The sequence below is a fragment of the Leisingera sp. SA32 genome (assembly GCF_056033425.1).
Window position 1 is genome coordinate 34,127 of record NZ_JBVYHB010000018.1, and the last position, 23,941, is coordinate 58,067.

General features: G+C 64.8%; 20 protein-coding genes. 7 read left to right on the forward strand and 13 right to left on the reverse strand.

What is annotated here, in order from left to right; genetic code table 11:
* Positions 1 to 14 precede the first annotated feature (14 nt).
* From rodA to AC0IPL_RS19180, 6 genes are all read right to left on the reverse strand, one after another.
* Positions 15 to 1,166, reverse strand: coding sequence for a rod shape-determining protein RodA (gene rodA / locus AC0IPL_RS19155; protein WP_474276693.1), 1,152 nt, complete (start codon positions 1,164 to 1,166; stop codon positions 15 to 17).
* A complete protein-coding gene (gene mrdA, locus AC0IPL_RS19160; RefSeq protein ID WP_474276695.1) occupies positions 1,163 to 3,109 on the reverse strand; it encodes a penicillin-binding protein 2 in 1,947 nt (648 codons plus the stop codon). Before mrdA ends, rodA begins: the two co-directional genes overlap by 4 nt.
* Positions 3,106 to 3,645, reverse strand: coding sequence for a rod shape-determining protein MreD (locus tag AC0IPL_RS19165; protein ID WP_474276697.1), 540 nt, complete (start codon positions 3,643 to 3,645; stop codon positions 3,106 to 3,108). Before AC0IPL_RS19165 ends, mrdA begins: the two co-directional genes overlap by 4 nt.
* A complete protein-coding gene (gene mreC / locus AC0IPL_RS19170) occupies positions 3,638 to 4,579 on the reverse strand; it encodes a rod shape-determining protein MreC (RefSeq protein WP_474276699.1) in 942 nt (313 codons plus the stop codon). The genes AC0IPL_RS19165 and mreC overlap by 8 nt, the downstream gene beginning before the upstream one ends.
* A 61-nt stretch (positions 4,580 to 4,640) precedes the next feature.
* Positions 4,641 to 5,687, reverse strand: a complete 1,047-nt coding sequence (locus AC0IPL_RS19175; protein ID WP_027257685.1) for a rod shape-determining protein — start codon at positions 5,685 to 5,687, stop codon at positions 4,641 to 4,643.
* 241 nt (positions 5,688 to 5,928) lie between these two features.
* Positions 5,929 to 6,759 (reverse strand): lysozyme family protein, encoded by an 831-nt coding sequence (locus AC0IPL_RS19180; RefSeq protein WP_474276701.1) that lies wholly within the window; start codon positions 6,757 to 6,759, stop codon positions 5,929 to 5,931.
* Positions 6,760 to 6,877: 118 nt separating this feature from the next.
* Here AC0IPL_RS19180 and AC0IPL_RS19185 point away from each other — a divergent pair, with 118 nt between their 5' ends.
* Entirely contained in the window at positions 6,878 to 7,672 is a 795-nt protein-coding gene (locus AC0IPL_RS19185) for a 23S rRNA (adenine(2030)-N(6))-methyltransferase RlmJ (RefSeq protein ID WP_474276703.1), read from the forward strand.
* A 174-nt stretch (positions 7,673 to 7,846) separates the two neighbouring features.
* On the opposite strand, the gene AC0IPL_RS19190 is transcribed toward AC0IPL_RS19185, so the two are convergent.
* Positions 7,847 to 9,433 (reverse strand): 2-isopropylmalate synthase, encoded by a 1,587-nt coding sequence (locus AC0IPL_RS19190; protein WP_474276705.1) that lies wholly within the window; start codon positions 9,431 to 9,433, stop codon positions 7,847 to 7,849.
* Between the two features lie 259 nt (positions 9,434 to 9,692).
* Complete coding sequence (pdxR, locus tag AC0IPL_RS19195; RefSeq protein ID WP_474276707.1) at positions 9,693 to 11,057, reverse strand: MocR-like pyridoxine biosynthesis transcription factor PdxR; 1,365 nt, start codon at positions 11,055 to 11,057, stop codon at positions 9,693 to 9,695.
* A 105-nt stretch (positions 11,058 to 11,162) separates the two neighbouring features.
* Between pdxR and AC0IPL_RS19200 the strand changes: the two genes are divergently transcribed.
* Complete coding sequence (locus tag AC0IPL_RS19200) at positions 11,163 to 11,828, forward strand: pyridoxamine 5'-phosphate oxidase family protein (protein ID WP_474276709.1); 666 nt, start codon at positions 11,163 to 11,165, stop codon at positions 11,826 to 11,828.
* Between the two features lie 100 nt (positions 11,829 to 11,928).
* Here the strand turns inward: AC0IPL_RS19200 and AC0IPL_RS19205 are convergent, their stop codons facing one another.
* On the reverse strand, positions 11,929 to 13,329 hold the full coding sequence (locus AC0IPL_RS19205; protein ID WP_474276711.1) for an MORN repeat-containing protein: 1,401 nt from the start codon (positions 13,327 to 13,329) through the stop codon (positions 11,929 to 11,931).
* Between the two features lie 181 nt (positions 13,330 to 13,510).
* Here AC0IPL_RS19205 and AC0IPL_RS19210 point away from each other — a divergent pair, with 181 nt between their 5' ends.
* Positions 13,511 to 15,169, forward strand: a complete 1,659-nt coding sequence (locus AC0IPL_RS19210; protein WP_474276713.1) for an NAD+ synthase — start codon at positions 13,511 to 13,513, stop codon at positions 15,167 to 15,169.
* A gap of 179 nt (positions 15,170 to 15,348) precedes the next feature.
* The gene (locus tag AC0IPL_RS19215) at positions 15,349 to 16,680 is read left to right on the forward strand and encodes an NAD(P)/FAD-dependent oxidoreductase (RefSeq protein WP_474276715.1); all 1,332 of its coding nucleotides are present in this window, start codon (positions 15,349 to 15,351) and stop codon (positions 16,678 to 16,680) included.
* Here the strand turns inward: AC0IPL_RS19215 and AC0IPL_RS19220 are convergent.
* Entirely contained in the window at positions 16,674 to 18,227 is a 1,554-nt protein-coding gene (locus tag AC0IPL_RS19220; RefSeq protein ID WP_474276717.1) for a sensor domain-containing diguanylate cyclase, read from the reverse strand. The two genes, AC0IPL_RS19215 and AC0IPL_RS19220, sit on opposite strands and share 7 nt — an antisense overlap.
* Positions 18,228 to 18,316: 89 nt before the next feature.
* A complete protein-coding gene (locus AC0IPL_RS19225; RefSeq protein ID WP_474276719.1) occupies positions 18,317 to 19,252 on the reverse strand; it encodes an MBL fold metallo-hydrolase in 936 nt (311 codons plus the stop codon).
* 107 nt (positions 19,253 to 19,359) lie between these two features.
* On the opposite strand from AC0IPL_RS19225, the gene AC0IPL_RS19230 reads away from it, so the two are divergent.
* Positions 19,360 to 19,788, forward strand: a complete 429-nt coding sequence (locus AC0IPL_RS19230) for a DUF1801 domain-containing protein (protein ID WP_474276721.1) — start codon at positions 19,360 to 19,362, stop codon at positions 19,786 to 19,788.
* A 177-nt stretch (positions 19,789 to 19,965) separates the two neighbouring features.
* Positions 19,966 to 21,291 carry a glutamate--tRNA ligase gene (gene gltX, locus AC0IPL_RS19235; RefSeq protein WP_474276723.1) on the forward strand — a complete coding sequence of 442 codons (1,326 nt, stop codon included), beginning with the start codon at positions 19,966 to 19,968 and terminating at the stop codon, positions 21,289 to 21,291.
* Positions 21,292 to 21,618: 327 nt separating this feature from the next.
* Here the strand turns inward: gltX and AC0IPL_RS19240 are convergent, their stop codons facing one another.
* Positions 21,619 to 22,812 carry a DUF2254 domain-containing protein gene (locus tag AC0IPL_RS19240; protein WP_474276725.1) on the reverse strand — a complete coding sequence of 398 codons (1,194 nt, stop codon included), beginning with the start codon at positions 22,810 to 22,812 and terminating at the stop codon, positions 21,619 to 21,621.
* Entirely contained in the window at positions 22,809 to 23,381 is a 573-nt protein-coding gene (locus AC0IPL_RS19245; RefSeq protein WP_474276726.1) for a gamma-glutamylcyclotransferase family protein, read from the reverse strand. Before AC0IPL_RS19245 ends, AC0IPL_RS19240 begins: the two co-directional genes overlap by 4 nt.
* A gap of 98 nt (positions 23,382 to 23,479) precedes the next feature.
* On the opposite strand from AC0IPL_RS19245, the gene AC0IPL_RS19250 reads away from it, so the two are divergent.
* Positions 23,480 to 23,929, forward strand: a complete 450-nt coding sequence (locus AC0IPL_RS19250) for an RrF2 family transcriptional regulator (protein WP_474276727.1) — start codon at positions 23,480 to 23,482, stop codon at positions 23,927 to 23,929.
* The last annotated feature ends 12 nt before the right edge of the window (positions 23,930 to 23,941 follow it).

Consider the following 23,941-nt stretch of genomic DNA (forward strand, 5'->3'; position numbering starts at 1 on the left):
GTATCTCCGAAAATTCAGCGGGTTGAATGGCGCGGCCGGTGGATATGGGCGCTTTGCACGATGCCAAAGGCGCCCAGCAGCACCAGCATGGCAGACCCACCGTAGGACACCATCGGCAAGGGCACGCCCACCACTGGCGCCAGCCCCATCACCATCGACATGTTCACCGCAAAGAACAAAAAGAAATTGAGGCCGATGCCCATGATGACCAGCGACGAGAACCGGTCCTTGGTGGCGACCGCCGAAGCGATGCAGAACAGGATGATCAGCATGTAGATGAACAGCAGGGTCACCCCGCCGATGAAGCCAAACTCCTCCGCCAGCGTGGTAAAGATGAAGTCGGTGTGCTTCTCCGGCAGGAAGTTGAGCCGCGACTGCGTGCCCTGCATGAAGCCGCGCCCGGACCAGCCGCCGGATCCCAGCGCGATTTTCGACTGAGTAATGTGATAGCCCGCGCCCAAGGGATCCTGCGAGGGGTCGAGGAAGGTGTCGATGCGGCGAAACTGGTAATCCTTCAGCAGTTGCCAGTCGGTGCCGCGACTTTGGAACACCGCGCTGACCAGCCCCACGCCTGAGGCGATGACGGCGACGAAATAGGCCCAGTGCACCCCCGCCAGAAACATCACCCCGCCGCCTGCCGCCATCAGCAGGATCGAGGTGCCGAGGTCCGGCTGTTTCAGCACCAGCGCCACCGGCAGCAGGATCAGCGCCACGGGCAGCATAACCCACAGGGGTCGCGAGGTTTTCTCCGGCGGCAGCCAGTCGTAATAGGCCGCCAGCAGCATCACCAGGGCGATCTTCGTCACCTCCGACGGTTGCAGCCGCATGAAGCCGAGGTCGATCCAGCGCTGTGCTCCCATGCCGACAGAGCCGAACAACTCCACCCCCACCAGCAGCGCGAGCGATCCGAGATAGGCCAGCACCGACACATTGCGCCAGAACCAGATCGGGATCATCGCAACCACGAACAGCAGCACCAGCCCCATAACAAACCGTTTCACCTGCGGCTCTACCCACGGGGTGAAGGAGCCGCCCGCAACGGAATACAGCATCAGGAAGCCGACACAGGCCACCGTCACCAGCAGCAGCAGCAGTCCCCAGTTAAGGTAGAGGATCTTGCGAAACCCCGAGGGCGTCGATTTGGCGTGGTACTCAAGATAGCTCATGCCTTGCTGCTCCGGCTGCCCAGCGGGCGCTTGACACGTTCGCGCTCCAGCCGTTCCTGCTGTGCCTTGATGCGGCTGCGGTCCCCCTTGGGATAGGCCTCCAGTGGCGGGGTGCCGTCATACAGCGCCTGCAGGATCACGTCGCGGGCAATCGGTGCGGCCGCCTTGGAGCCGCCGCCGCCATGTTCGACCACCACGGCAACCGCGTACTTCGGGTTGTCATAGGGGGCGTAGCAGACATAGAGCGCATGGTCGCGGCGCTCCCAGGGCAGATCCTCGTTGCGGATCACCCCGGCAGCGCGTTCGGCGGCGGTGATGTTGCGCACTTGGCTGGTGCCGCTCTTGCCGGCCATCCGCATGCCGTCGCCGATGATCCGCGAGCGGTAGCCGGTGCCGCGGCGATCGTTGCTGACGGAATACATGCCCTTGCGCACCATGCGCAGGTTGTTTTCGCTCAGCTCCAGTGGCGTGCCCGCACCGCTGGGCTGTTCCACCCCGTCGATGGATTTCAGCAGCCGCGGGGTGACGTTGCGCCCGGTCGCAATCCGCGCCGTCATCACCGCCAGTTGCAAGGGGGATGCCAGCATGAAGCCTTGCCCGATCGAGGCGTTGGCGGTGTCGCCGATCCGCCAGTCCTTGCCGTAGGAGCGTTCTTTCCAGTCCTTGGTCGGGGTGATCCCCTGCGCCACCGCTGACATCGGCAGGTCGTGCTTGACGCCCAGGCCGAACATGTTGGCCATGGCGGAAATCTTGTCGATGCCGGTCTTGATTGCGATGTCGTAGTAATAGACATCGCAGGACCGTTTCAGCGAGGTGTTCAGGTCCACATGCCCATGGCCTGCCCGCTTCCAGCAGTGAAACCGGCGGCCCGCCACGGTCAGGTGGCCGGGGCACCAGACGGTATCTTCCGGACCAACAACGCCGTTCTCAAGAGCTGCCAGCGCCGTAATCATCTTGAAGGTGGAGCCGGGCGGGTAGGTGCCCTGTACCGTCTTGTTGGACAGCGGGCGATAGTTGTCCTCTGTCAGCATCCGGTAATCGGCCACCGAAATGCCCCGCACGAACAGGTTGGGGTCAAAGCTGGGCGAGGAACAGATCGCACGGATGTCGCCCGCCTCGCAGTCGATCACAACGGCGGCGGCGCTTTCGCGGCCCAGCCGCGCCTGCACGTAGTTCTGCAAGGCGGCGTCCACGGTCAGCTGCATGTCCGCGCCGGAGATGCCTTCGCGGCGGTCCAGCTCGCGCATGACCCGCCCGGTGGCATTGACCTCGACCCGCTTGGCGCCCGCCTTGCCGCGCAGGACATCTTCGCGTTTGGCTTCGAAACCGACCTTGCCGATCTGGAACCGCGGGATCATCAGCACCGGCTCGGGGTCTTCCATCTTGCTCAGGTCATAATCCGAGACCGGGCCGACATAGCCCACCACATGGGCAAAATCCTCGCTCTGTGGGTAGATCCGGGTCAGGCCGACCTCGGGCGTCACGCCGGGCAGGGCCGGGGCATTGACCGCCACCTTGGAGATGTCCTCCCAACCGATGCGATCAGCCAGGGTGATCGGCAGAAACGGCGGCGAGCGGCGCATCTCGGCGCGGGCTCGGTCCAGGTCCTCGGGGTCCAAGGGCAGCAGTTTTGACAGTTTGGCAATCACCGCTTCGGAATCGCCCGCGTCCTCCGGCACCAGGGTTATGCGATAAGACGGGGAATTCTGCGCGATGATCTGGCCGTGGCGGTCGAAGATCTCGCCGCGCGCAGGGGGCAGCAGGCGAATGTTGATGCGGTTTTCTTCGGCCAGCAGGCGGAACTCATCGGCCTGATCGATTTGCAGAAACCGCATCCGCGCCGCCAGCCCGCCGGCAAAGGCCAGTTGCAGCCCGCCCAGAAACAGCGCGCGGCGGGTCAGCTTGCCATGGGTGGCGTCCAGATCCTTGGGGTTACGTTTCATCGGCGGTGTACCAGCGTTTCGGCTTCGGCCGGGGACAATTTGCGCACGCCCAGAATAACCTGGCTGAGCCAGACCGCCAGCGGATAGGCAAGGATCGTCATCACCACCTGTATGACGGTCAGCCCCAGCGGTGCCTGATCCACCGCGAACAGCGCCAGCGTCAGCCGGTTGAGCGCCGCAATGGTGGTCACCACGGCTGCCACCGCCAGCCAGTCGCTGGCAAAGGTGCTTTCGCGGTGCGGCGCCGCGCGTGCCTTCAGAACACCGCAGCCCAAGACCGCTAGCAGGGCCATCAAACCCGGCGGGCGCAGCAGCAGCAGATCCTCCAGCAGGATCACAAGGGCGATCGAAACCGGCGGCACGAAATCGGGGCGCCGCATCGACCAGGTCAAGGCAATCAGCAGCAACAGGTCCGGCGGTGCCCAGAACCGCGGCTCGGTGTCCAGCGGCAGCAGGTGGAAGAACATGATCAGCACCGCCAGCGCGGGGTAGGCCGCGCGCATGGTCCAGATCCGGGCAGAGGAGGTGCTAGCCATTCTCAGCCCCGGCTGCCTGGCCAGCGTTGTTCCCGCCCAGATCCTGCGGGCGGGGTTGCGGCATCGGATCGCCGGGCTGTGCGCCGACTAGGGCGCCCGGCGTGTCGAGCACTTCGGTGCCGTGATGACGCAGCACCCGCAGGAATTCCAACCGGCTGTAATCGGCTGACAACCGCACCCGCATCCGTCCCGAACGGTCCTTGGCCACCTGGCCGATCAGCAGCCCGGCGGGAAACACCGCGCCGTCGCCGGAGGAGATCACCCGGTCGCCGGGGCGTACCAGGTCGGGGTTCTCCAGAAAGCTCAGCACCGGGGCGGCGCTGTTGTCGCCGGTCACCAGCGCCGTCTGGCCCGACGGCTGGATGATGGCGGGCACCGCGCTGGCGGCATCGGTCAGCAGAATCACCCGCGCCGTATTGCGGCCCGTGCCGGAAATCCGCCCCACCAGGCCAATGCCGTCCATCGCTGCCCAGCCGTCATGCACCCCGTCGCGGCTGCCGACGTTCAACAGGACGGATTGCCGGAAGGGGGAGCCGCTGTCCGCCATCACGACACCGGTGATATAGGTCAGCTGCGGATCCAGTCGCACATTGTTCAGATCCAGGAGGCGGGCGTTTTCCTGTTCCAGCTGCAAGGCGGCCTCTTTCCAGGCACGCATCTGCCGCAGTTCGCTGCGCAGTTCGCGATTCTGTTCCGCCAGCCGCTGATAACTCTGGAAGTCGCGCAGCAGGTTGATCGTGGCCGTCACCGGCACCATGGCCCAGTCCATGCTGGGCACCACCCGGTCCACCACCTGCGCGCGGAACCGTTCCACCCGCGGGCTGTCAATGCGCCAGACGATAAAGATCGCAGCCAGGCACAGGCACAGCACCACGGTCAGCAGGCGCCGCAGCGGGGTGGCGTAATCGTCGCGCTGTGACTTGTCCTTTGCCACGTCTCTCCTTCCAGCCGGTCAGGCTGCCGCCGGTTCGCAGGCAGAGCCGCCCGGCGGGGTCTCAGCTGTCGTAGTCGATGGCGTGGGCCAGCTGCTTTTCGTACTCCAGCGCCTTGCCGGTGCCGAGCGCCACGCAGTTGAGGCTTTCATCCGCGATAGACACCGCCAAGCCGGTCTGTTCGCGCAGCGCCAGGTCCAGATCGCCCAGCAGCGCGCCGCCACCAGTCAGCATCACGCCGCGGTCAACAATGTCGGCGGCCAGATCCGGCGGAGTGGTTTCCAGCGCGGTCATCACCGCCTCGCAGATCTGCTGCACCGGCTCGGCCAGCGCCTCGGCCACTTGCGCCTGCGAGATCTCGATCTCCTTCGGTACACCGTTCAGCAGGTCGCGACCGCGGATCTGCATCGACTGGCCGCGCCCGTCGTCGGGCATGCGCGCGGTGCCAATGGAGGTCTTGATACGCTCGGCCGTGGCTTCGCCGACCAGGAGGTTCTGCTGCCGCCGCAGGTAGGAGATGATCGCCTCGTCCATGCGGTCGCCGCCAACCCGGACAGAGCGGGCGTAAACGATGTCGCCCAGCGACAGGACGGCGACCTCGGTGGTGCCGCCGCCGATGTCGACGACCATGTTGCCGGTCGGGTCGGTGATCGGCATGCCCGCGCCGATCGCAGCCGCAATCGGCTCGGCGATCAGGCCGGCGCGGCGGGCGCCCGCGGACAGCACAGACTGGCGGATCGCGCGTTTCTCAACCGGGGTGGCGCCGTGCGGCACGCAGACGATGATCTTGGGCTTGGAGAAGGTCGAGCGTTTGTGCACCTTGCGGATGAAGTGCTTGATCATCTCTTCGGCGGTGTCGAAGTCGGCGATCACGCCTTCGCGCATCGGCCGGATCGCCTCGATCGAGCCGGGGGTGCGGCCCAGCATCAGCTTGGCGTCCTCGCCCACGGCCAGCACCTTCTTGACGCCGTCCTTGACGTGGTAGGCGACCACGGAAGGCTCGGACAGGATCACACCGCGGCCCTTGACATAGACCAGCGTGTTGGCTGTGCCGAGGTCGATGGCCATGTCCGAAGAGAACAGACCGCCCAAGTTTCCGAAAAGCGCCATGTAAAAGGGATCCTGTGAGTGCTGCCGATATGCTCTGGACGACTCCGCGCGAAGCCACCTGTCCACACCTTATAAGCGGCACGGGTTGGCCGCGAAAGGGCGTATTATGGTGAAACAGCGCCTTTCCGCCAAGTCTGGGACAGCTGCGCTGTTTTGCGAGGCAGTGGCGTGGAGGGAAGGGGCGGGACAGACCGGGCCCCCGCCGCCGCGCGTTGCGCCGCCGAATGCGGCAGCTTGTTGATCAGCCGGGGAAAATCCGCGCCATTTCTGATTTGAAGTGGGCGTAGGTCAGGCTTGCGCTGTTGCCGGCGTAGCCCTCGTAATAGGACTTTCCAGTGGATATCGGCAGCCCGGCCCAGATCTTGGCGAGGTTCAGCATGAAGCGTTTGCGCGGTATTTCGGCCGCAAGGAAGGCACTATAGCCTGCTTCCTCGATCAGCTGATGGGCCAACTGGTCCTGAAGCGCGGGGGAGAAACGCGCCTGCGGTTTTACCCCCTGGTTCTTGACCAGCCGCCGGAAGGTGGCCGGGATCAGCTGGTAGCGGCCAATGGCATGCGGCTGGCCCGGCGTGGCGTCGATCCAGGCATTGATTTCCGCGATGGTCATCTGGGTGGGCTTTTTGGGCGGTTTGCGGGTGGCGCCATACTGCACCGCATCATATTGCGCCTTGCCGGCCTCGGCGCTGGCGATCAGGTCCAGCAGGCGTTTCAGGTCCGACGGGGCCGACAGGACCGCCGCAAACAGTCCGCCGCTGCTGCGATCTCGAAACAGGCTGGCGGCACGCGGATCAAGCGCGACCGCGCCGCGACCAGTTGTCGTCTCCGGATCGTCGCCGCGCGCGGCTGCGGTATCGGGAAACAGGCTGCGCGCCGCCTGCGGTGCCCGACCGGGGGCTGGCGCCGCGCCGGGCTGCGACACAGAGGCCTGCTGGAGGAAGAACTGGCTGCCGACCAGCGAATACCCTTGCGCCGTTGCACCGATTGCGGACAGCAGCCAGAGCGACAGGCAGGCCAGGGCAGGCCCGGCAGGGGCCGAAAACGATAGGACTGGGGCGCATGTTCTGACGGGCATCTGGACCTGCATTCTGCAAGGAAGGTTGCCACCAGTGTGCCTCCGCGGGGTTGAGATTTCGTTTACCGGCCAACCGCGCCCCCTTCCGCCCTTGGCCATTTGCAGCTAGACGAGATAGATGCTTTCGTATCAGCACATATACCATGCCGGAAACCTGGCCGACGTACAGAAACACGCGCTGCTGGCCTGGATGCTGGGCTACCTCACCCGCAAGGACAAGCCGCTCAGCTATATCGAGACCCACGCGGGGCGGGGGCTGTACCAGCTGGACGCGCCCGAGGCGGTGAGGACCGGCGAGGCGGAACAGGGCATCACCCGCGTCCTGGCCGGGCAGGCGCTGGCGATGGACCACCCGCTGCACCGCGCCATCGCCGAGACCCGAAAACAGCACGGTGCGGCTGCCTATCCCGGCTCGCCCCTGGTCGCGGCCTCGCTGTTGCGGCCCGGCGACTCGATGCATTTTGCGGAATTGCACCCGCAGGAAAACGCCGCCTTGCGCCGCGCGCTGAGGCCCTGGCGCGCCAATGTGCATCAGCAAGACGGGTTCGAGCTGGCCCAGTCGCTGGCACCGCCCAGCCCGCGGCGCGGGCTGTTGTTGATCGACCCCAGCTATGAAATCAAGACCGACTACGCGCGCATCCCCGGCATCCTTGCCAAGCTGCACCGGAAGTGGAATGTCGGCACCATCGCCCTTTGGTACCCGATCCTGAAGGACGCCCCCCACAAAACGATGCTGACCGCGCTGGAGGCGCAGGGGCTGCCAGGCGCGCTGCGCCATGAGGTCAGCTTTCCGCCGGTGCGCGATGGCCACCGGATGGTGGGCAGCGGCATGTTTATCGTCAATGCCCCCTACGGCACGGCGGATGAGGCCGCACGGCTGTCGGCCCTGTTCAAGACCACCGTGCGCAGATAACCCGGCCGGATTGGCGTGGATCTGGTTTGGGCCGAACCACTGGTGCGGCGGGTCCATCGCATGCCCACAGTGTTGGCATCGCGGTGTCTGAGAGACGGTCCAAGGGCTGTGATGAAACATAAAAAAAGGGCACCACTGCCGGTGCCCTTTGTCGTCATCGGACCGCTGTGCGGCTTACGCCAGATCCTTATAGGAAATCTCGCGCGTATCGGCGCCCTCGCCGACCCGGCCGCGGCGCACGATCAAGCGGTTCAGCGCGTTCACATAAGCCTTGGCCGAAGCCAGGATGGTGTCGGTATCCGCGCTTTCGCCGGTGGCGATGATGCCGTCTTCCTCCAGCCGCACGGACACGGTAGCCTGGGCGTCGGTGCCTTCGGTCACCGCATGCACTTGGTAAAGCTGCAGGCGGGCTGCGTTCGGATAGATCTTGCGGATCGCCTTGAAGGTGGCATCCACCGGCCCGTCGCCTTCTGCGGTTTCGGTCACGTCCTTGCCGTCGATCTCCATCTCGACAGTCGATTCGGCGGGCCCGCCGGTGCCGCAGACCACCTTCATCGACACCAGTTGCAGATAATCGTTCTCCGCATCGCTGCCGGTGCGCATCAGCGCAATCAGGTCGTCGTCGAACACCTCTTTCTTGCGGTCGGCCAGCTCCTTGAAGCGGACGAACACGTCCTTCAGCTGGTTGTCGCCGACCTCATAGCCCAGATGCTCCAGCTTGTCGCGCAGCGCTGCGCGGCCGGAATGCTTGCCCAGCGGCAGCGAGGTGCCGGAAAGCCCCACGTCCTCGGGCCGCATGATCTCGAAGTTCTCGCGGTTCTTCAGCATGCCGTCCTGGTGGATGCCGGATTCATGGGCAAAAGCGTTCTTGCCGACGATGGCCTTATTCGGCTGCACCACAAAGCCCGACACGGTGGAGACCCGGCGCGAGATATGCATGATCTTGGTGGTGTCGATATTCGTGTGCCAGGGCATGATGTCGTTGCGCGTCTTCAGCGCCATCACCACCTCTTCCAGCGCGGTGTTGCCCGCCCGTTCGCCAAGGCCGTTGATGGTGCATTCGATCTGGCGCGCACCGCCTGCCACGGCCGCCAGCGCGTTGGCTGTCGCCATGCCGAGGTCGTTGTGGCAATGGGTGGCAAAAATCACCTCATCGGCGCCGGGCACCGTTTCGATCAGGCGTTTGATCAGGTCCGCGGATTCCATCGGCGCGGTATAGCCAACGGTATCGGGGATGTTGATGGTGGTGGCGCCCGCCTTGATCGCGATCTCGATCACCCGGCACAGGTAATCCCACTCGGTCCGGGTCGCATCCATCGGCGACCACTGCACGTTGTCCACCAGGTTGCGGGCGTGGGTGACCGTTTCATGGATCTTGTCGGCCATCTCATCCATGGTCAGGTTCGGGATGGCGCGGTGCAGCGGCGAGGTACCGATAAAGGTGTGGATGCGCGGCTGCGCGGCCTTGCGCACGGCCTCGGCGCAGCGGTCGATGTCTTTGAAATTGGCGCGTGCCAGGCCGCAGATCATCGAATTCTTCGACCGTTCGGCAATCTCGCTCACGGCGGCGAAATCCCCTTCGGAGGCAATCGGGAAGCCGGCCTCGATGATGTCCACGCCCATGTCATCCAGAAGCGACGCGATTTCAAGCTTCTCGTTATGGGTCATGGTGGCACCGGGGCTTTGCTCGCCGTCGCGCAGGGTGGTGTCGAAGATCAGCACACGGGATTTGTCGCCGGAAACTGCGGAAGGATGGGTCATGTTGGTATCTCTTGTCTCTGTCCTAGGCCCGTCTGTCGGGCGGATTAGCCTTCTTTGGCGCGCATGCGGCAATCCTCTGAGCGGGCGCGCCGGAAGGGCACGCTCAGAGGCGGGCTAGGATCAGTAGGGCGCGCAGCGATGCACCGCAAAAAGCGGCACCGGCAAAGGGGGTATCTGCGCAAATGGTCATGGCGAAGATTTATACAGAGGCAATTGTAAATGAAAAGCCCATAGGCCGAGAAAATCATCGGCGTTGAAATCAGCCTGCCGCAATGACTTGCCGCAGGTGGCTGATCTGCTGCGGCAGATCCGCAGGCGGGCTCTGGCAAAAGCCGATCAGCAGGCCTTGCGCTTGTCCTTTGGGGTCAAGTGGCGACAGCGGGCGCACCGCAAGCCCCTCTGCCGCGGCCCGTTTGCAGATGTCCGTGTCCGGCTCGGGTGTGGCAAGGTGAAAGGCAATCTGCATCCCGGCGTTGTGGCGGCAAAAGGTCCCCAACTCGGCAGGCCACCCGGACAGGGCATCGGCCGCCGCCGCATAGCGTTCGCCGTACAGGCGGCGGGCGCGACGGATGTGGCGGTCGTACTGACCAGAGGCCATGAACTCGGCCAGTGGGCGCTGCGCGGTAATCGCAGCCCCGGCGCTGGGGTGTTGGAACAGCGCGCGAAACGGCTGTACCAGCGCGGGCGGCAGGATCGCATAGCCCAGCCGCAACGCATGTGAGAACGTCTTGGAAAACGTGCCCACGTAGATACAGCGCCCTTCGCCATCCAGCGCCGCCAGTGCCGGAACCGGCTGGCCCGCATAGCGGAACTCGCTGTCGAAATCGTCCTCGATGATCCAGCCGTCGCGGGCCTTGGCTGCTTGGAGAAACGCCTGGCGCTGTGGCACCGGCAAGGTGCCGCCCAGCGGAAACTGATGCGAGGGTGTCAGCAGGGTAACTTTGGCCATGTGCCGCGGCACATAGGCGCCCCGCTCCCTCACGTGCAGCCAGCGCACGCGCCAGCCCCGAGCGGTGGCAAAACGCTGTGTCGGGGTGAAGCCGGGCGCCTCCAGCGCGATGTCCTCGCCCTGGACCAGGAAATCCATCGCCAGCTCCAGCGCCTCGCGGGCGCCGCTGGTCACCAGAACCTGTTCGCCGCGACAGGTGATGCCACGCCAGCGGGCGACATAGGCGGCAATCTCGTGACGCAGCTGCGGGTCGCCGAAAGGGTCGTCCTGATGGCTGAGACTGCCAGGGTCCATCCTTGCCACACGTGAAACACACCGTGCCCAGGGCCGCGCCGGAAACACCGCGGGATCGGGCGCGCCGGGCAGCAGCGCGCCGGGTGCAGGTGGCACCTGCGGCTGCGGCGTCGCGGGCGCCACTTGCGGCACGCGGATCGGTGCCACGTCGCAGACAAACAGACCGGCACCGCGCCGCGCCTCGGCATAGCCCTCGGCGACCAGCTGGTCATAAGCGCTGACCACCGTGGAGCGGGACACGCCCAGATCCTGCGCCAAGGCCCGGCTGGAGGGCAGACGGCTGCCGATCTCCAGCGCACCGTCGCTGATTTGCTGGCGCAGCGCGGTGACGATCTGGCGGTAGCGCGGCTCCTGCCCTTGGCTGGCGATCAGCTTGGCCATATTGGTATGCATCTTTTCTGTGAAACTGGACGTTTATTGCAGGCCAGTTTGCGCATAGCCATCACCGGGAGACAATGAAAAACACCCGGAACAAGAGGTCAGCCAATGAGCCAGCTTGATGAGGCCACCGAACTGAAAACCAACCGTAGCCGCCTGCGTCGTACCCACGAGCGCGGGCTGTATGACCGGGAAACGGTCTATCGCGTGCTGGATGCGATGCCGCTGGGCCATATCGGCTATCAGCTCGACGGCGCGCCGTCGGTGCTGCCGACTTTGCAATGGCGCGAGGGCGATCACGTCTATTGGCATGGCTCCGCCGCCAGCCGCGCCTTGCGTGCAATGGAGGGGGCGGCGGTCTGCCTGACGGTCACCTGCATGGATGGCTATGTGCTGGCGCGTTCGGCGTTTCATCACTCGGTCAACTTTCGCTCGGCGATGCTGTTTGGCACGGCAGAGCGGGTCACGGATGAGCACGCCAAGGCGGCGAGCCTGCGCGCGATGGTCGACCATGTCTTCCCCGGACGTTGGGAGACACTGCGCCCGATGACGGAGCAGGAGATGAAAGCCACCGCGCTGATGCGGATGCCGATCATCGAAGGCGCCGCCAAGATCCGCACCGGCCCGCCAAAAGACGACGAGGAGGACTACACCCTGCCGATCTGGGCCGGGGTGGTGCCGATGTCGATGCAGTTGCACGCGCCGGAAGCTGACCCTGCCAACCTGGACGGGGTGGCCATGCCAGATCACCTGAGCCGCATCCGCATCGGTTGACCACGTCGGGCGGCGAAACGGACCAAGGGGCGCGCCCGGCGGGCGTGCCCTTCTGTCGTGTCGGATCGGGACCGCGTGCTGGCGGGTGGCGCGGCTGCGATTACTCCGAACCGCTGACCAGCGCGCCGTTTTCCCAGGTGCCTTCGGCCTGTTCGCCGCTGGCGTATTTCATCGTGCCCGGCCCCTGGCGCTTGCCATTGACGAATTCGCCCTCATAGATGTCGCCGTTTGCGTAGGTGGCCACGCCTGTGCCGAAGATCTTGCCTTCTTGCCAGCCACCCTCATAGATGAACCCGTCGGGCATCACGATCTTGCCCTGGCCGTGGCGCTGGCTGTTGGCAAATTCACCGGTGTAAATGGAACCGTCCGCATAGGTCACGGTTGCTTGGCCGTGGCGCTGCCCGTCCTGCCAGCCGCCCTCATAGCGGTAGCCGTCGGCGTAGGTCATCACTCCTTGGCCATGGTTCTTGGCGTTCTTGAAGCCGCCAGTATAGGTGATGCCGCTGGGATAGGTGGCGGTGCCTTCGCCCTCGATCACGCCCGCGACCCAGTCGCCCTCATAGGTGGAGCCATCGGGGTAGGTGATCTTGCCCTTGCCCTCCGGCAGGTCGTCGCGAAAGGCGCCCTCGTAGACAGAGCCGTCGGGATAGGTCATCTTGCCCATGCCTTCGATCTGGCCCTGGGCCCAGTCGCCGGTGTAGCTGTAGCCATCCTTTTCGGTGATGGTGCCGGTGCCGTGGCGCTGGTCGTCCACAAAGGTCCCGATGTAGATGTCGCCATTGGCATAGGTCATCTTGCCATGACCGTGGCGGCGGGTCTCTTTCAACTCGCCCTCGTAAATATCGCCGTTGGGATGAACCTGCCGACCAGTGCCGTTCATCTGGCTGTTGGACCATTCGCCCTCGTAGATCAGCCCGTCCGGGGTCTCCAGCCGACCCTGCCCTTGCAGCTGACCATCCACCACTGCGCCTTCATAGACCGTGCCTTCGGCATAGGTGATCTTGGCCTGGCCTTCCTGGCGCCCCGCGACCCAATCGCCATCGTAGCTGTAGCCATCAGGGGAGGTCATCACGCCGCGGCCATGGCGCTTGCCATCGGCAAAACTGCCCTGGTAGCGTACGCCGCTGGCATAGGCCGAGACGCCATCGCCGTGGATCTGCCCCTCTTGCCAGCCGCCTTCATAGGTGCTGCCGTCGGCACGCGTCAGCTTGCCCAGGCCATGCGGCTTGCCTTGCGCGAACTCGCCCTCATAGACAGAGCCGTCAGGGAAGCGTGCGACGCCCTGGCCGCGCACCTCGCCATCGACCCATTCGCCCGTGTATTCATAGCCGTTGGGCAGTTTGTAGGTGCCGGTGCCATGCTGCAGCCCGTTGCGGAAGGTGCCCTCATAGACGCCCCCGATCTCGTCCTGCGTGGTGATGACCTCGTCCTCCTGCGCCAGCGCGGGTGCGGCCAGTGCCAGAAGGGTGGAAAACGCGAGTGCGGTGCCGAAACGGGTCATTCAAAACCTCTGCCTGCCCAGGGAAAACGGTGCTGCTGCCATTTTGGGTTGCTCGCTGGGAAACTAAGCTACCGCAGGCGGGGCCGCAATGTCTTTTCCCCGGCGGCGGCGCTGCCTCTTTTCCTTGGCCGGTAATCTGGATACATGGCTTGGGAAGAAATTTGCAGAAGGCGCAAGCAGCATGGCAGACCGTTTCCGCGTGACACTGGCGCAGCTGAATCCCACTGTGGGCGATCTGGCGGGCAACGCGGCCAAGGCCCGCGCCGCCTGGGAGGAGGGCCGCAAGGCCGGTGCCGATCTGGTGGCGCTGCCGGAGATGTTCATCACCGGCTACAATGCGCAGGATCTGGTGATGAAACCCGCCTTTCACACCGCCGCCATTGCCGAGGTGGAAAAGCTGGCAGCGGACTGCGCCGACGGCCCCGCATTGGCAATCGGCTGCCCATGGGTAGAGGGCACGGAGCTGTTCAACGCCTATCTGATCCTCAAGAATGGCAAGATCGCCGCGCGCAACCTGAAACATCATCTGCCGAATGAGACCGTGTTTGACGAGGTGCGGATCTTCGATGCCGGACCTCTGGGCGGGCCGTATGCAATTGGCGACATCCGCATCGGATCGCCAATCTGTGAAGATGGCTGGCACGAAGATGTCGCGGAGACCATGGCGGAAACCGGTGCAGAGTTCCTTTTGATCCCCAACGGGTCGCCTTATTACCGTGGCAAGTTGGAGGTGCGTTTCAACCACATGGTGGCGCGTTCGGTGGATACCCATCTGCCGGTGATCTACCTCAATATGGTGGGTGGTCAGGACGATCAGGTGTTCGACGGTGGTTCCTTCGTGCTCAACCCCGGCGGCGCGCTGGCGTTGCAGATGCCGGTCTTCGACGAGGCCTACGCGCATGTGGATCTGGAGCGCACAGAGGACGGCTGGCGCGCAATCGAAGGCGAGAAGGCGCACCTGCCGGACGCGTGGGAGCAGGACTACCGCGTGATGGTCGAATCCTTGCGCGATTATCTGCGCAAAAGTGGCTTCTCCAAGGTGCTGCTCGGCCTCTCCGGCGGTGTGGACTCGGCCATCGTCGCGGCAATTGCCGTGGATGCAATCGGTGCGGACAACGTCCGCTGCGTGATGCTGCCGTCTGAGTACACTAGCCAGGAGTCGCTGGACGATGCCGAGGCGGTCGCCAAGGCGCTGGGCGTGCATTACGATTACGTGCCGATCTCCGAAGGGCGCGCCGCGATCACCAACACCCTGGCGCCGCTGTTTGCCGGCCGCGACGCCGACGTGACCGAGGAAAACATCCAGTCCCGCCTGCGTGGGCTGCTGCTCATGGCGATGTCGAACAAATTCGGCGAGATGCTGCTGACCACCGGCAACAAATCCGAGGTCGCAGTCGGCTATGCGACGATTTATGGCGACATGAACGGCGGTTACAATCCGATCAAGGATCTCTACAAGACACGCGTGTTTGAGACCTGCCGCTGGCGCAACGCCAACCATCGTCCCTGGATGAAGGGGCCGGAGGGGGAGGTGATCCGGCCCAATGTCATCGACAAACCGCCGAGCGCGGAGCTGCGCGAAGATCAGAAGGACAGCGACAGCCTACCGGACTACCCGGAACTGGATGCAATCCTGGAAATCCTGGTCGATCGGGATGGTTCAATCTCAGATTGTGTTGCGGCGGGTTTCGACAGGGCGGTGGCAAAGCGGATCGAGCATTTGCTGTATATCAGCGAATACAAACGCTTCCAGTCGGCGCCGGGGGCGCGGCTGACCCCGCGGGCGTTTTGGCTGGACCGGCGCTATCCGATTGTGAACCGCTGGCGCGATCCGTCCTGAGCTCTGCTATAACCCGTTGGTCAGGCGTTGTTTTTCACCGCTTCCGGAGCCGATGTTTTGCGGTGTTGTTGGCGGTAACGCTCTGATATGCGGCGGAAAAAACACAATGGTCCTGCGACCGCCCGGCGGCGCGCGCCCGGCGCTGGACCCTCCCCGGCTGAGCGGGCATAGATGCTTTCATGCCTGGACCCAGACTGCCTCACTTTCAATCCGATCTGGCGCTGCCCAAATCCGTGGACGTCGTCGTGATCGGCGGCGGGATCATCGGCGCGTCCACCGCGCTGGAACTGGCAGAGCGTGGCCATTCGGTGCTTCTGTGCGAGAAAGGCCAGATCGCCGGGGAACAAAGTTCACGCAACTGGGGGTGGGTGCGGATCTCCTGTCGCGACCCGCGGGAAATTCCGTTGATGGCGCAGGCACTGACCCTCTGGGAGCGGCTGAACGAACGCACCGGGCGCGACACGGGCTATACCCGGAGCGGCATCCTGTTCACCGCCGAAACCAGCAAGCGAGAGGCGCAGCTGGAACGCTGGCTGCGCAATCTAGATGGCTGGGGGCAGGACGCGCATCTGCTGCGGGGCGCCCAGTTAGAGGCACTGATTCCGGGGCATCAGACCCGCGCGTGCGCGGGCCTGTACACGCCGCTGGATGGGCGGGCAGAGCCGCAGTTGGCCACCCATGCCATCGCCGCTGCCGCCCAGGCAGCTGGCGCCAGGGTCATGACAGAATGCGCGGTGCGCAGCGTCGAAACCACGGCCGGGCGCATCAGCGGCGTGATGACGGAACGGGGCCGGGTCGCCTGTTCCGCCACAGTGGTTGCGGGCGGCGCCTGGTCGCGGCTGTTTCTGGGCAATGCCGGGATTGATCTGCCGCAGCTGAAGGTGCTGAGCTCGGTCCTGCGCACCTCCGCCATTCAGGGCGGGCCGGAGGTGGCCGTCTATACGGACAGCCTGGGGTTGCGCAAACGGGCGGATGGTGGATACACCATTGCTGACGGCTATGAGAATGTCGTCGACCTGGTTCCCGACAGTTTTCGCCTCGGCTGGAAGTTCCTGCCGAGTTACCGGCAGGAATGGCGCAGTCTGCGGTTCCGCCTGTCGCACCGTTGGCGTGAGGAAGCGTCGCAGCCCCGCCGGTGGCAGCCGCAACACTCCACCCCGTTCGAACAATGCCGGGTGCTGGACCCGGCGCCGTCGCAAAAGGCGCTGAAACGCGGTTTGGCGTCCGCGCAGGCGGCCTTTCCGGCGCTGCGCCCGGCGGATGTGGTGCAGAGCTGGGCCGGAATGATCGACGTCACCCCGGACGCGATCCCGGTGATTTCACCAGCGGATGAGCTGCCGGGGCTGTTTGTTGCCACTGGCTTTTCCGGCCATGGGTTTGGTATCGGCCCGGCAGCGGGCCAGCTGACGGCGGATCTGGTCAGCGGCGATGCGCCGGTTGTGAATCCGCATCCCTTCCGGTTGTCCCGTTTCTCTGACGGCAGCCGCTACGGGCCGCAGCCCGGTTACTGACCCCCACAATCGGCGGCGTCGCGCACGCAGTTGCGACCGCCGTCCTTGGCGGCGTAAACGGCGCGGTCGGCAGCGTTCAGCAGATCCTGCGGGGTGTTGCCGTCCTCGGGGAAACAGGCAACACCAACAGAGACCGTGACCCGCGGCAAGGTGCCCGCGCCGTAGCGCAGTTTGAGGGTCTCGATCGCCGTGCGCAACGCTTCGGCCGCGTGCAGCGCCTGTTCCTTGTCGGTGTCGGGCAGGTAGACGGCAAATTCTTCTCCGCCAAAGCGGCTGCAAATCTCGCCATGAGTAAACAACCCGTGAAGCACATCACCGATCGCCCGCAGCACCGTGTCGCCGGCATCGTGGCCGTGGTTGTCATTGAACAGTTTAAATCGGTCGGCATCGAAGCTCAGCAAGGCAGCCTGCCCCATCTGGCGTTCGGCCATTGTCAGCCCGCCGCGCAGTGCGTTCAGCAGGTGTCGCCGATTGTACAACCCGGTCAACGGGTCGCGGGTGGACTGGTCGTGCAGCTCGTCGCGCAGCTTCACATTGGCCACCGCCAGCGAGATGTGCTCGCTGCATTGCAGCGCCAGCCGGTGGCTGGCATTGCGCCGCTCGGTGCTGTCATCGGCGGCGAACTTCACATGCATCAGCCCCACCGTGTTGCCATGCGCCACGATGGGGACGCAGCCGTATTCCTCGGCCGGGGTTGGCAGTTTCTGGTCCTGTACGTGGGCACAGGCAAAGGAGATCTGTTCCTTGGTGAAACGGTACTGACGGCCACGACGCAAGGACCAGCAGCTGTCCGGCAGGATGTGGTCCCGCAACGGGGTCTTGCCCCAGCTGCACACCCCGTCGAGCACATCGCGGGAATTGGCATAGATGTAAATCTCGCCGGCAGACCCGGGCAAAATCTGCGCCATGAAAGCGGCCGTGATGTTATACAGTTCTTCCAGTGATTTGCAGCTTTGCAGCCATTCATCCAGCTCCGACAGCAGCCGCGCCTCCTTGCGCCAGGCCTGCTCGGCCGCCAGCGCCCGCAGCGCTGTCAACTCGGCCTCTTCGGCCTTCTGCTTGGCCTCGGTCAGCTCTGCGGCATCGCGGCGGTATTGGGTGACGTCGGTATAGCTGGTGACGTGTCCGCCGTCCGGCAGGCGGCGGGTCTCGATCGACAGGATGCGACCAGAGGCCATGTGGCGGTCGGCGCAAAAGCGGTCCTTGCCGGAGCTGAAGTCGATCCGCGCCTGCGCGGCACTGGCACCGGTGACATCGCCGCGGGCCACGGCCGCGGTAAAGAAGTCCTCGCGCGACAGCCCGATGCGAAGATCGTCCTGGCGCAGTTCCAGCACCTCCAGCACCCTCTGGTTGAACAGCTCGCAACGACCTTCGGCGGACCAAACCACGATCCCTAGGGACAACCGATCAACGATGTCGCGGAACCGTTCCAGCGACGGCTCCATCGGGTCGGCACCGGGAGCGGACGGTTCAGGTCCGGGGCGCGGCACTTGCCATTGGCTGGAGGGCGATTGTTCGTTCACTGGCAAACCTAAGATCACGGGCATTCAATCGCCTTACGCTAACATCCGCGGGTGACTCCTTTCTGAACGCCCCTGCGCCAACTGCGTGTAATTTTAGGCAAGCCGCGTGGGTTTCACCCCATCAGCTGATAGCTGACCGGCACATAGCGAAACCCCGTGTCGCGCGTTTCCACAAAGCCGGCTGCGGGGAACGGCATGTGATAGCCGATCATCGGCAGCCGGTCGGCGGCCAGCATGCGCAACACCTGCCGCCGAGACTGGCTGGCGGCGGCCTTGTCCATGTCAAAGCTCACGGCCCAGTCCGGATGGGCAAAGCTCCAGACATAGTGGTTGGCCAGATCCGCCGTCAGCATCAGCTGTCGGTCGCCACTGTCGAGCACGAAGCCCATGTGCCCTGGTGTGTGGCCGAAGCTCGCGACGGCCGTAATGCCGGAGGCCACCCGCGCGCCGTCGTCGATGAAGGTGGTCCGTTCAGTCAGCGGCGTGACATTCCGTGCCACCAGGTCGCCCACGCGATGGCCGGGGTCCATGGCGGACCAGAAATCATACTCGGTCGCCCCCATCACATAGCGCGCGTTGGCAAAGACCGGGGTGCCATCGGCCATCAGCCCGCCGATGTGGTCCGGATGCATATGGGTGATCACGACCACGTCGATGTCATCCGGTGCGACCCCGGCGGCAGCCAGGGCGCGTTGCAGCCCGCCTTGGCCCAGCCCGGTATCAAACAGCACCAGCTCGCCGCCGGTCTCCACCAGCGTCGGCGTAAAATAGAACCGCGCTTCCTGCGCCGAGATGAAGTTTTCTTGCGACACTTGCTCGAACTTCTCGTCGCTGACATTGCCGCCAAAGATGTCCTTGGGGCCCTCGCGCATGGCGGTGGCGTCCAGCAGCGTGGTGACTGGCATCTCTCCCAGCATGAAGGACCGCGCGAGCGGTGCTTCGGCGCCGCCGCCACCATGGGTGGCCGCCTGCAAGGGGGGCGTGGCTGCGGCCAGGGGCAGGGCGGCAGCACCGGTCAGAGCCGCGCGCCGGGTCACAGAGACAGTCATCGCAGTACCTCAAGCTTTGTTGAATCTGGCCTCATCCTAGGCCAACTTTGGCGTGTTCCCCTAAACATTCGCGTGAAGACCGCTATTATTGGCGCAGGAGCATGCAGATGAGCCAAAACAAGACAGTTCCGACCGGCGCGAGCGTGGCGTGCTACCTGCAAACGGTGACGCCCGCGCGCCGCGCGGCAGAGGCGCAGACGCTGGACCAGCTGTTTCGGGAGGCGACAGGGTATCAGCCGCAGATGTGGGGTGAATCGATCGTTGGCTACGGGCGATATTCCTACCGCTATGCCTCCGGTCGCGAAGGCGAGTTTCTGGCCACCGGATTTGCCCCGCGCAAGGCGCGCCACTCGGTCTATATCATGCCGGGCTATCAAAACTACGGTTCAATTCTCGCGCGACTGGGCAAGCATAAACGGGGCAAAAGCTGCCTCTATGTGAACAAGCTTGCCGATATTGATCTCGATGTTCTGGCCGAACTGATCCAGGCCGGGCTCAGGGATCTGGATGTGATCTGGCCGGTGCAACCCGGCTGATGCGCGGTGCTGCCGGTCCGAAGCACGCCCGCTGCAGCTGCCCCCCCCGGCCAACCGCCCCTTCCCGCGGGTCGTGGCCGCAGGACCGCTGTGGAGGGGGGCTTGCCGCAGGACATCCCCGTGAAACTGGACAATCCGCCGCCCATGTGACAAGCCAGCGCCAACAGGAGACATGTGATGACCACCACCCGTTTTGCCCCGTCGCCGACCGGCTATATCCACGTTGGCAACCTGCGCACCGCGCTGATGAACTACCTGATCGCCCGCAAGGCTGGCGGCACCTTCATCCTGCGGATCGACGACACCGACCCGGAGCGGTCGAAGGAAGAATACGTTGATGCCATCAAGCAGGACCTGGAATGGCTGGGCCTGACCTGGGATAAGGTCGAACGCCAGTCCGAGCGTCTGGACCGTTACGTGGCCGCCGCCGACCAACTGCGGGAGATCGGCCGCTTTTACGAGGCGTTCGAGACCCCGACCGAACTGGATCTGAAGCGGAAAAAACAGCTGAACATGGGCAAGCCCCCGGTCTACGACCGTGCCGCGCTGACCCTGTCGGATGACGAAAAGGCCGCCCTGCGCGCCGAGCGCGGTGACGGCGTGTGGCGCTTCAAGCTGGACCATGAACGGATTGAGTGGGCCGACGGCATTCTCGGTGACATCTCCATCGACGCCGCTTCGGTCTCCGACCCGGTGCTGATCCGCGGTGACGGGCAGTTCCTGTACACGCTGGCCTCCGTGGTGGACGACACGGAAATGGGCGTGACCAACGTGGTGCGCGGCTCTGACCACGTGACCAACACAGCGACCCAGATCCAGATCATCAAGGCGCTGGGCGGCACCGTTCCGTCGTTTGCGCACCACTCGCTGCTGACCGGCCCCCAGGGCGAGGCACTGTCCAAGCGCCTCGGCACCCTGGCGCTGCGCGACCTGCGCGAGGCGGGTGTGCAGCCGATGGCGCTGTTGTCGCTGATGGCGCGCCTCGGCTCTTCCGACCCGGTCGAGCTGCGCGCGGACATGGCCGAGTTGATCGAGGGCTTCGACATCACCCGCTTCGGCGCCGCGCCGACCAAGTTCGACGTCGAGGACCTCTATCCGCTGACCGCCCGCTACCTGCAGTCGCTGCCGCTCGAGGCGGTGCAGTCCCATGTGGACGCGCTGGGCGTTCCGGCAGAAAAACAGGCGGCCTTCTGGGACATGGCGAAGGAAAACATCACCACGCTTAAGGATCTGGCTGGCTGGTGGGAGCTGTGCCGCGACGGCGCCGAGCCGCTGGTGGCCGATGAGGACAAGGAGTTCATCGCCGAGGCCATGGCGATGCTGCCCGAAGGCCCCTATGACGCCGACAGCTGGGGCAAGTGGACGGCTGAGGTCAAGGCCGCGACCGGCCGCAAGGGCAAGGGTCTGTTCATGCCGCTGCGCAAGGCTGTAACCGGCATGGAGCGCGGCCCCGACATGTCCGCGCTGCTGGCGCTGATGGAGAAGGTCCGCGCCCGCGGCTGAGCCTTGGGCAAACGGGGCAAATCATTTCAGGGCGGTGCCGACAGGCGCCGCCCTTTGTCGTTGCGCACTATGTGGCTGCGCCCGATACCGTTGCAACCTGTGCTGGTCCGGCAGGCGCTCCCGCCCGCCGCCACGGCATCCTGAATGCCGCCGCTGCGGTTGGGCCGGGCGCCGCGCATCCGCGCGGTGCGGCACCGCATCCCGACGGGATGCGGTGCCCTGCCCAACTGTGACGGTGCATGGCACATGCGCCCGAACGGGCGGGAGCGCCTGCCTCCTACGGCCCTGCCGCCCGTGCAGACTGATCAGCGCCGCGGCGCGGGACTCTCAGCTCCAGTAACCGTCGTGCAGCTTCTGGCACATCTGGGCTGCGGCTTTGGCCATATCCGGGTTGGGGTGACGCGACAGCGCCTCCAGCGATTTTTCCATCCAGCGCATCACCGAAGGCGAGTCGCTGCCGCACCGGGCAATCGGCGGGAAGGCGCAGTCCAGCAAGCGACTGGCGGTGACCGGTGGAATGCTGACATGCGGGTGGGTGGCCTTGCGGGTGTCGCTGGTCTCATCGGCGGGCGTGTTCTCCCACAGGAGCCGTTCCAGCCGCCCCATGACCTCTACCGCGGTGCCCGGATCATTGACGCCGGGCGACAACGCCCGCTGCGCCGTCTCAGCCAGCAATGACAGCCCGAAGGAGGGGTCCTGATCAAAACTGCGCACATCGCCGATGTCGATCGCCCGCGAGGCCGCCTTGCATAATTCGTTGTCGCCGCCGGTCGCCCAGGCCACCGGCTGACCGCGCAGGATGTATTCCCCCGGAGACCGGGTCACGGTGATTTGCACCTCTGCGTCCCGCGCCAGGTCATTCAGCTTGGCCAGCCCGACAAACCGGACAAAGCCGCTTTTGGCGGCGGGAATGTTCAGCGCGCCCTCCGGCTTGTCCTCGTCGGTGGCGCACATGCCGCCCAGGCAGGGCGTCTCCATCCGGTCGCGCAGGCAGGCGCGGGTGCGGTTTTCGATCAGTCGCAGGGTATGGTCCATGCTGCCGAGGCTCGACAGATGGTCGATCCACCGCAAGATGGCGGCCACGATCAGCACCACGACGATCACGGTCAGGCCAAACACCACCAGCGTGCCTTCCGGCGTGAAATAGCGGGCGCGGAACAGGATGACCGCGCTGAGCGAATAGATGAAGCCGCCGACAAAAGTCGCGAGAACCTGATGGGTTATGGTGTCTTCCAGCAACAGCCGGTACACGCGCGGCGTCGCCATCGAGGCTGCGGTTCGGTAGGCGCTGACCATGACGTTCAGCGAAAAGGTGGTGACCGCCAGCATCCCCGACGCCAGGATCGTCAGCACCGGCAACACCGCCTCTCGCCCGAAGTCCTCGCTGACGCTGCCTGACAGCAACGGCTTGGCCAGCGGCGCCAGCAGCAGCGCCAGCAGTGAGGCGAACGAAATCAGCACAACCCTGAACCAGAGTTGCCGCGCAATCCGGCCCAAGTGCATAAGCGCCTTTTCGATCATACCTGCAACGGTATCCGGCAGGTGCCGATCCTGTCGACCAATTTATCGAACAGCGCCCGTTCGGCCTCTGCCACCGGCTGGTGGCGCGGGTAGCGCGGCGCGGCGCGATCGTTCAGAATGGGCGCATCCCAGCCGTCGGTGGTGGCGATGAAGCCTTCCACACCCGCCTCGCCGAAGACCCGCAGGTAGCCCTGCAACACCACATCCAGATAGCTGAGCAAAATCGGGTGTTTTTGCGGTTCGCGCTGGTGGCGATGGGCCGGTACTGCATAGACGGACACTTCCGGCGTTCCGTCCAGATCATGGCTGATCCGATCCGCCGCGTTCAGACGCTCATAGGCGAACTCGCGCGCGTCCAGCGCCGCCCAATCCGCACCCGGCACCTCTGCGATCAGCCCGTCGATCTCGCTGGCCTCGCAGGGCACCGCCGACAGGATTGCCACATCGCTGAGACCGGTATGCACCCAGGCCCGGCGCCAGCCCCGCAGCCGCGCTGCCCGCGCGCCGCCATAGCTGTGCGTTGCCGTGTTCACCAGGCTGCCGTAGCCAAAGAAATAGGGGGCTGTCATGCGCTGTGCCTTTCTGTGAGATGTCTCATTGATGTATGTCAAACCGGTTTTTGCAACCCTGTGCAATAAGCGATGCAGCACAGTTGCGGGAGCCTCCCATGCGCATCACCAAAAGGACCAACATCGCCGTCCGGCTGCTGATGTACTGCGCCGCCCATTCTGACCGCCTGGTGACCAAGGCCGAAATTGCCGACTGCTGCAACATTTCCGAGAACCATCTGGCGCAGGTTATCAACCAACTCAGCCAGATGGGCTACCTCAGCACGCACCGCGGGCGCAACGGCGGTATGAGCCTGGCGCGCTCTGCGCCCGAAATCCGCATCGGTGACGTGTTTCGCGACGTTGAGGGCAACTTGCCCATTGTCGAATGCTTTGCCGATAAGGACAACACCTGCCCGCTGACCGACGCCTGTCGGCTCAAGACCGCGCTGGCGGACGCAGCGCAGGCGTTCTACAGCTCGCTGGATGACATCACCCTGGAGGTGCTGGTCTGCGACAATCACGACCTGTTGCAGATCCTGCAACCGATGTCCTGCACCGCGCGGTGACCACGGCACGCA

Excerpts from the sequence above, each read along its gene's own strand:
- rodA (WP_474276693.1), bottom strand. The coding sequence starts at position 1,166 with ATGAGCTATCTTGAGTACCACGCCAAATCGACGCCCTCGGGGTTTCGC.
- mrdA (WP_474276695.1), bottom strand. The coding sequence starts at position 3,109 with ATGAAACGTAACCCCAAGGATCTGGACGCCACCCATGGCAAGCTGACC.
- AC0IPL_RS19165 (WP_474276697.1), bottom strand. The coding sequence starts at position 3,645 with ATGGCTAGCACCTCCTCTGCCCGGATCTGGACCATGCGCGCGGCCTAC.
- AC0IPL_RS19175 (WP_027257685.1), bottom strand. The coding sequence starts at position 5,687 with ATGGCGCTTTTCGGAAACTTGGGCGGTCTGTTCTCTTCGGACATGGCC.
- AC0IPL_RS19180 (WP_474276701.1), bottom strand. The coding sequence starts at position 6,759 with ATGCCCGTCAGAACATGCGCCCCAGTCCTATCGTTTTCGGCCCCTGCC.
- AC0IPL_RS19185 (WP_474276703.1), top strand. The coding sequence starts at position 6,878 with ATGCTTTCGTATCAGCACATATACCATGCCGGAAACCTGGCCGACGTA.
- AC0IPL_RS19190 (WP_474276705.1), bottom strand. The coding sequence starts at position 9,433 with ATGACCCATCCTTCCGCAGTTTCCGGCGACAAATCCCGTGTGCTGATC.
- pdxR (WP_474276707.1), bottom strand. The coding sequence starts at position 11,057 with ATGGCCAAGCTGATCGCCAGCCAAGGGCAGGAGCCGCGCTACCGCCAG.
- AC0IPL_RS19200 (WP_474276709.1), top strand. The coding sequence starts at position 11,163 with ATGAGCCAGCTTGATGAGGCCACCGAACTGAAAACCAACCGTAGCCGC.
- AC0IPL_RS19205 (WP_474276711.1), bottom strand. The coding sequence starts at position 13,329 with ATGACCCGTTTCGGCACCGCACTCGCGTTTTCCACCCTTCTGGCACTG.
- AC0IPL_RS19210 (WP_474276713.1), top strand. The coding sequence starts at position 13,511 with ATGGCAGACCGTTTCCGCGTGACACTGGCGCAGCTGAATCCCACTGTG.
- AC0IPL_RS19215 (WP_474276715.1), top strand. The coding sequence starts at position 15,349 with ATGCCTGGACCCAGACTGCCTCACTTTCAATCCGATCTGGCGCTGCCC.
- AC0IPL_RS19220 (WP_474276717.1), bottom strand. The coding sequence starts at position 18,227 with ATGCCCGTGATCTTAGGTTTGCCAGTGAACGAACAATCGCCCTCCAGC.
- AC0IPL_RS19225 (WP_474276719.1), bottom strand. The coding sequence starts at position 19,252 with ATGACTGTCTCTGTGACCCGGCGCGCGGCTCTGACCGGTGCTGCCGCC.
- AC0IPL_RS19230 (WP_474276721.1), top strand. The coding sequence starts at position 19,360 with ATGAGCCAAAACAAGACAGTTCCGACCGGCGCGAGCGTGGCGTGCTAC.
- gltX (WP_474276723.1), top strand. The coding sequence starts at position 19,966 with ATGACCACCACCCGTTTTGCCCCGTCGCCGACCGGCTATATCCACGTT.
- AC0IPL_RS19240 (WP_474276725.1), bottom strand. The coding sequence starts at position 22,812 with ATGATCGAAAAGGCGCTTATGCACTTGGGCCGGATTGCGCGGCAACTC.
- AC0IPL_RS19245 (WP_474276726.1), bottom strand. The coding sequence starts at position 23,381 with ATGACAGCCCCCTATTTCTTTGGCTACGGCAGCCTGGTGAACACGGCA.
- AC0IPL_RS19250 (WP_474276727.1), top strand. The coding sequence starts at position 23,480 with ATGCGCATCACCAAAAGGACCAACATCGCCGTCCGGCTGCTGATGTAC.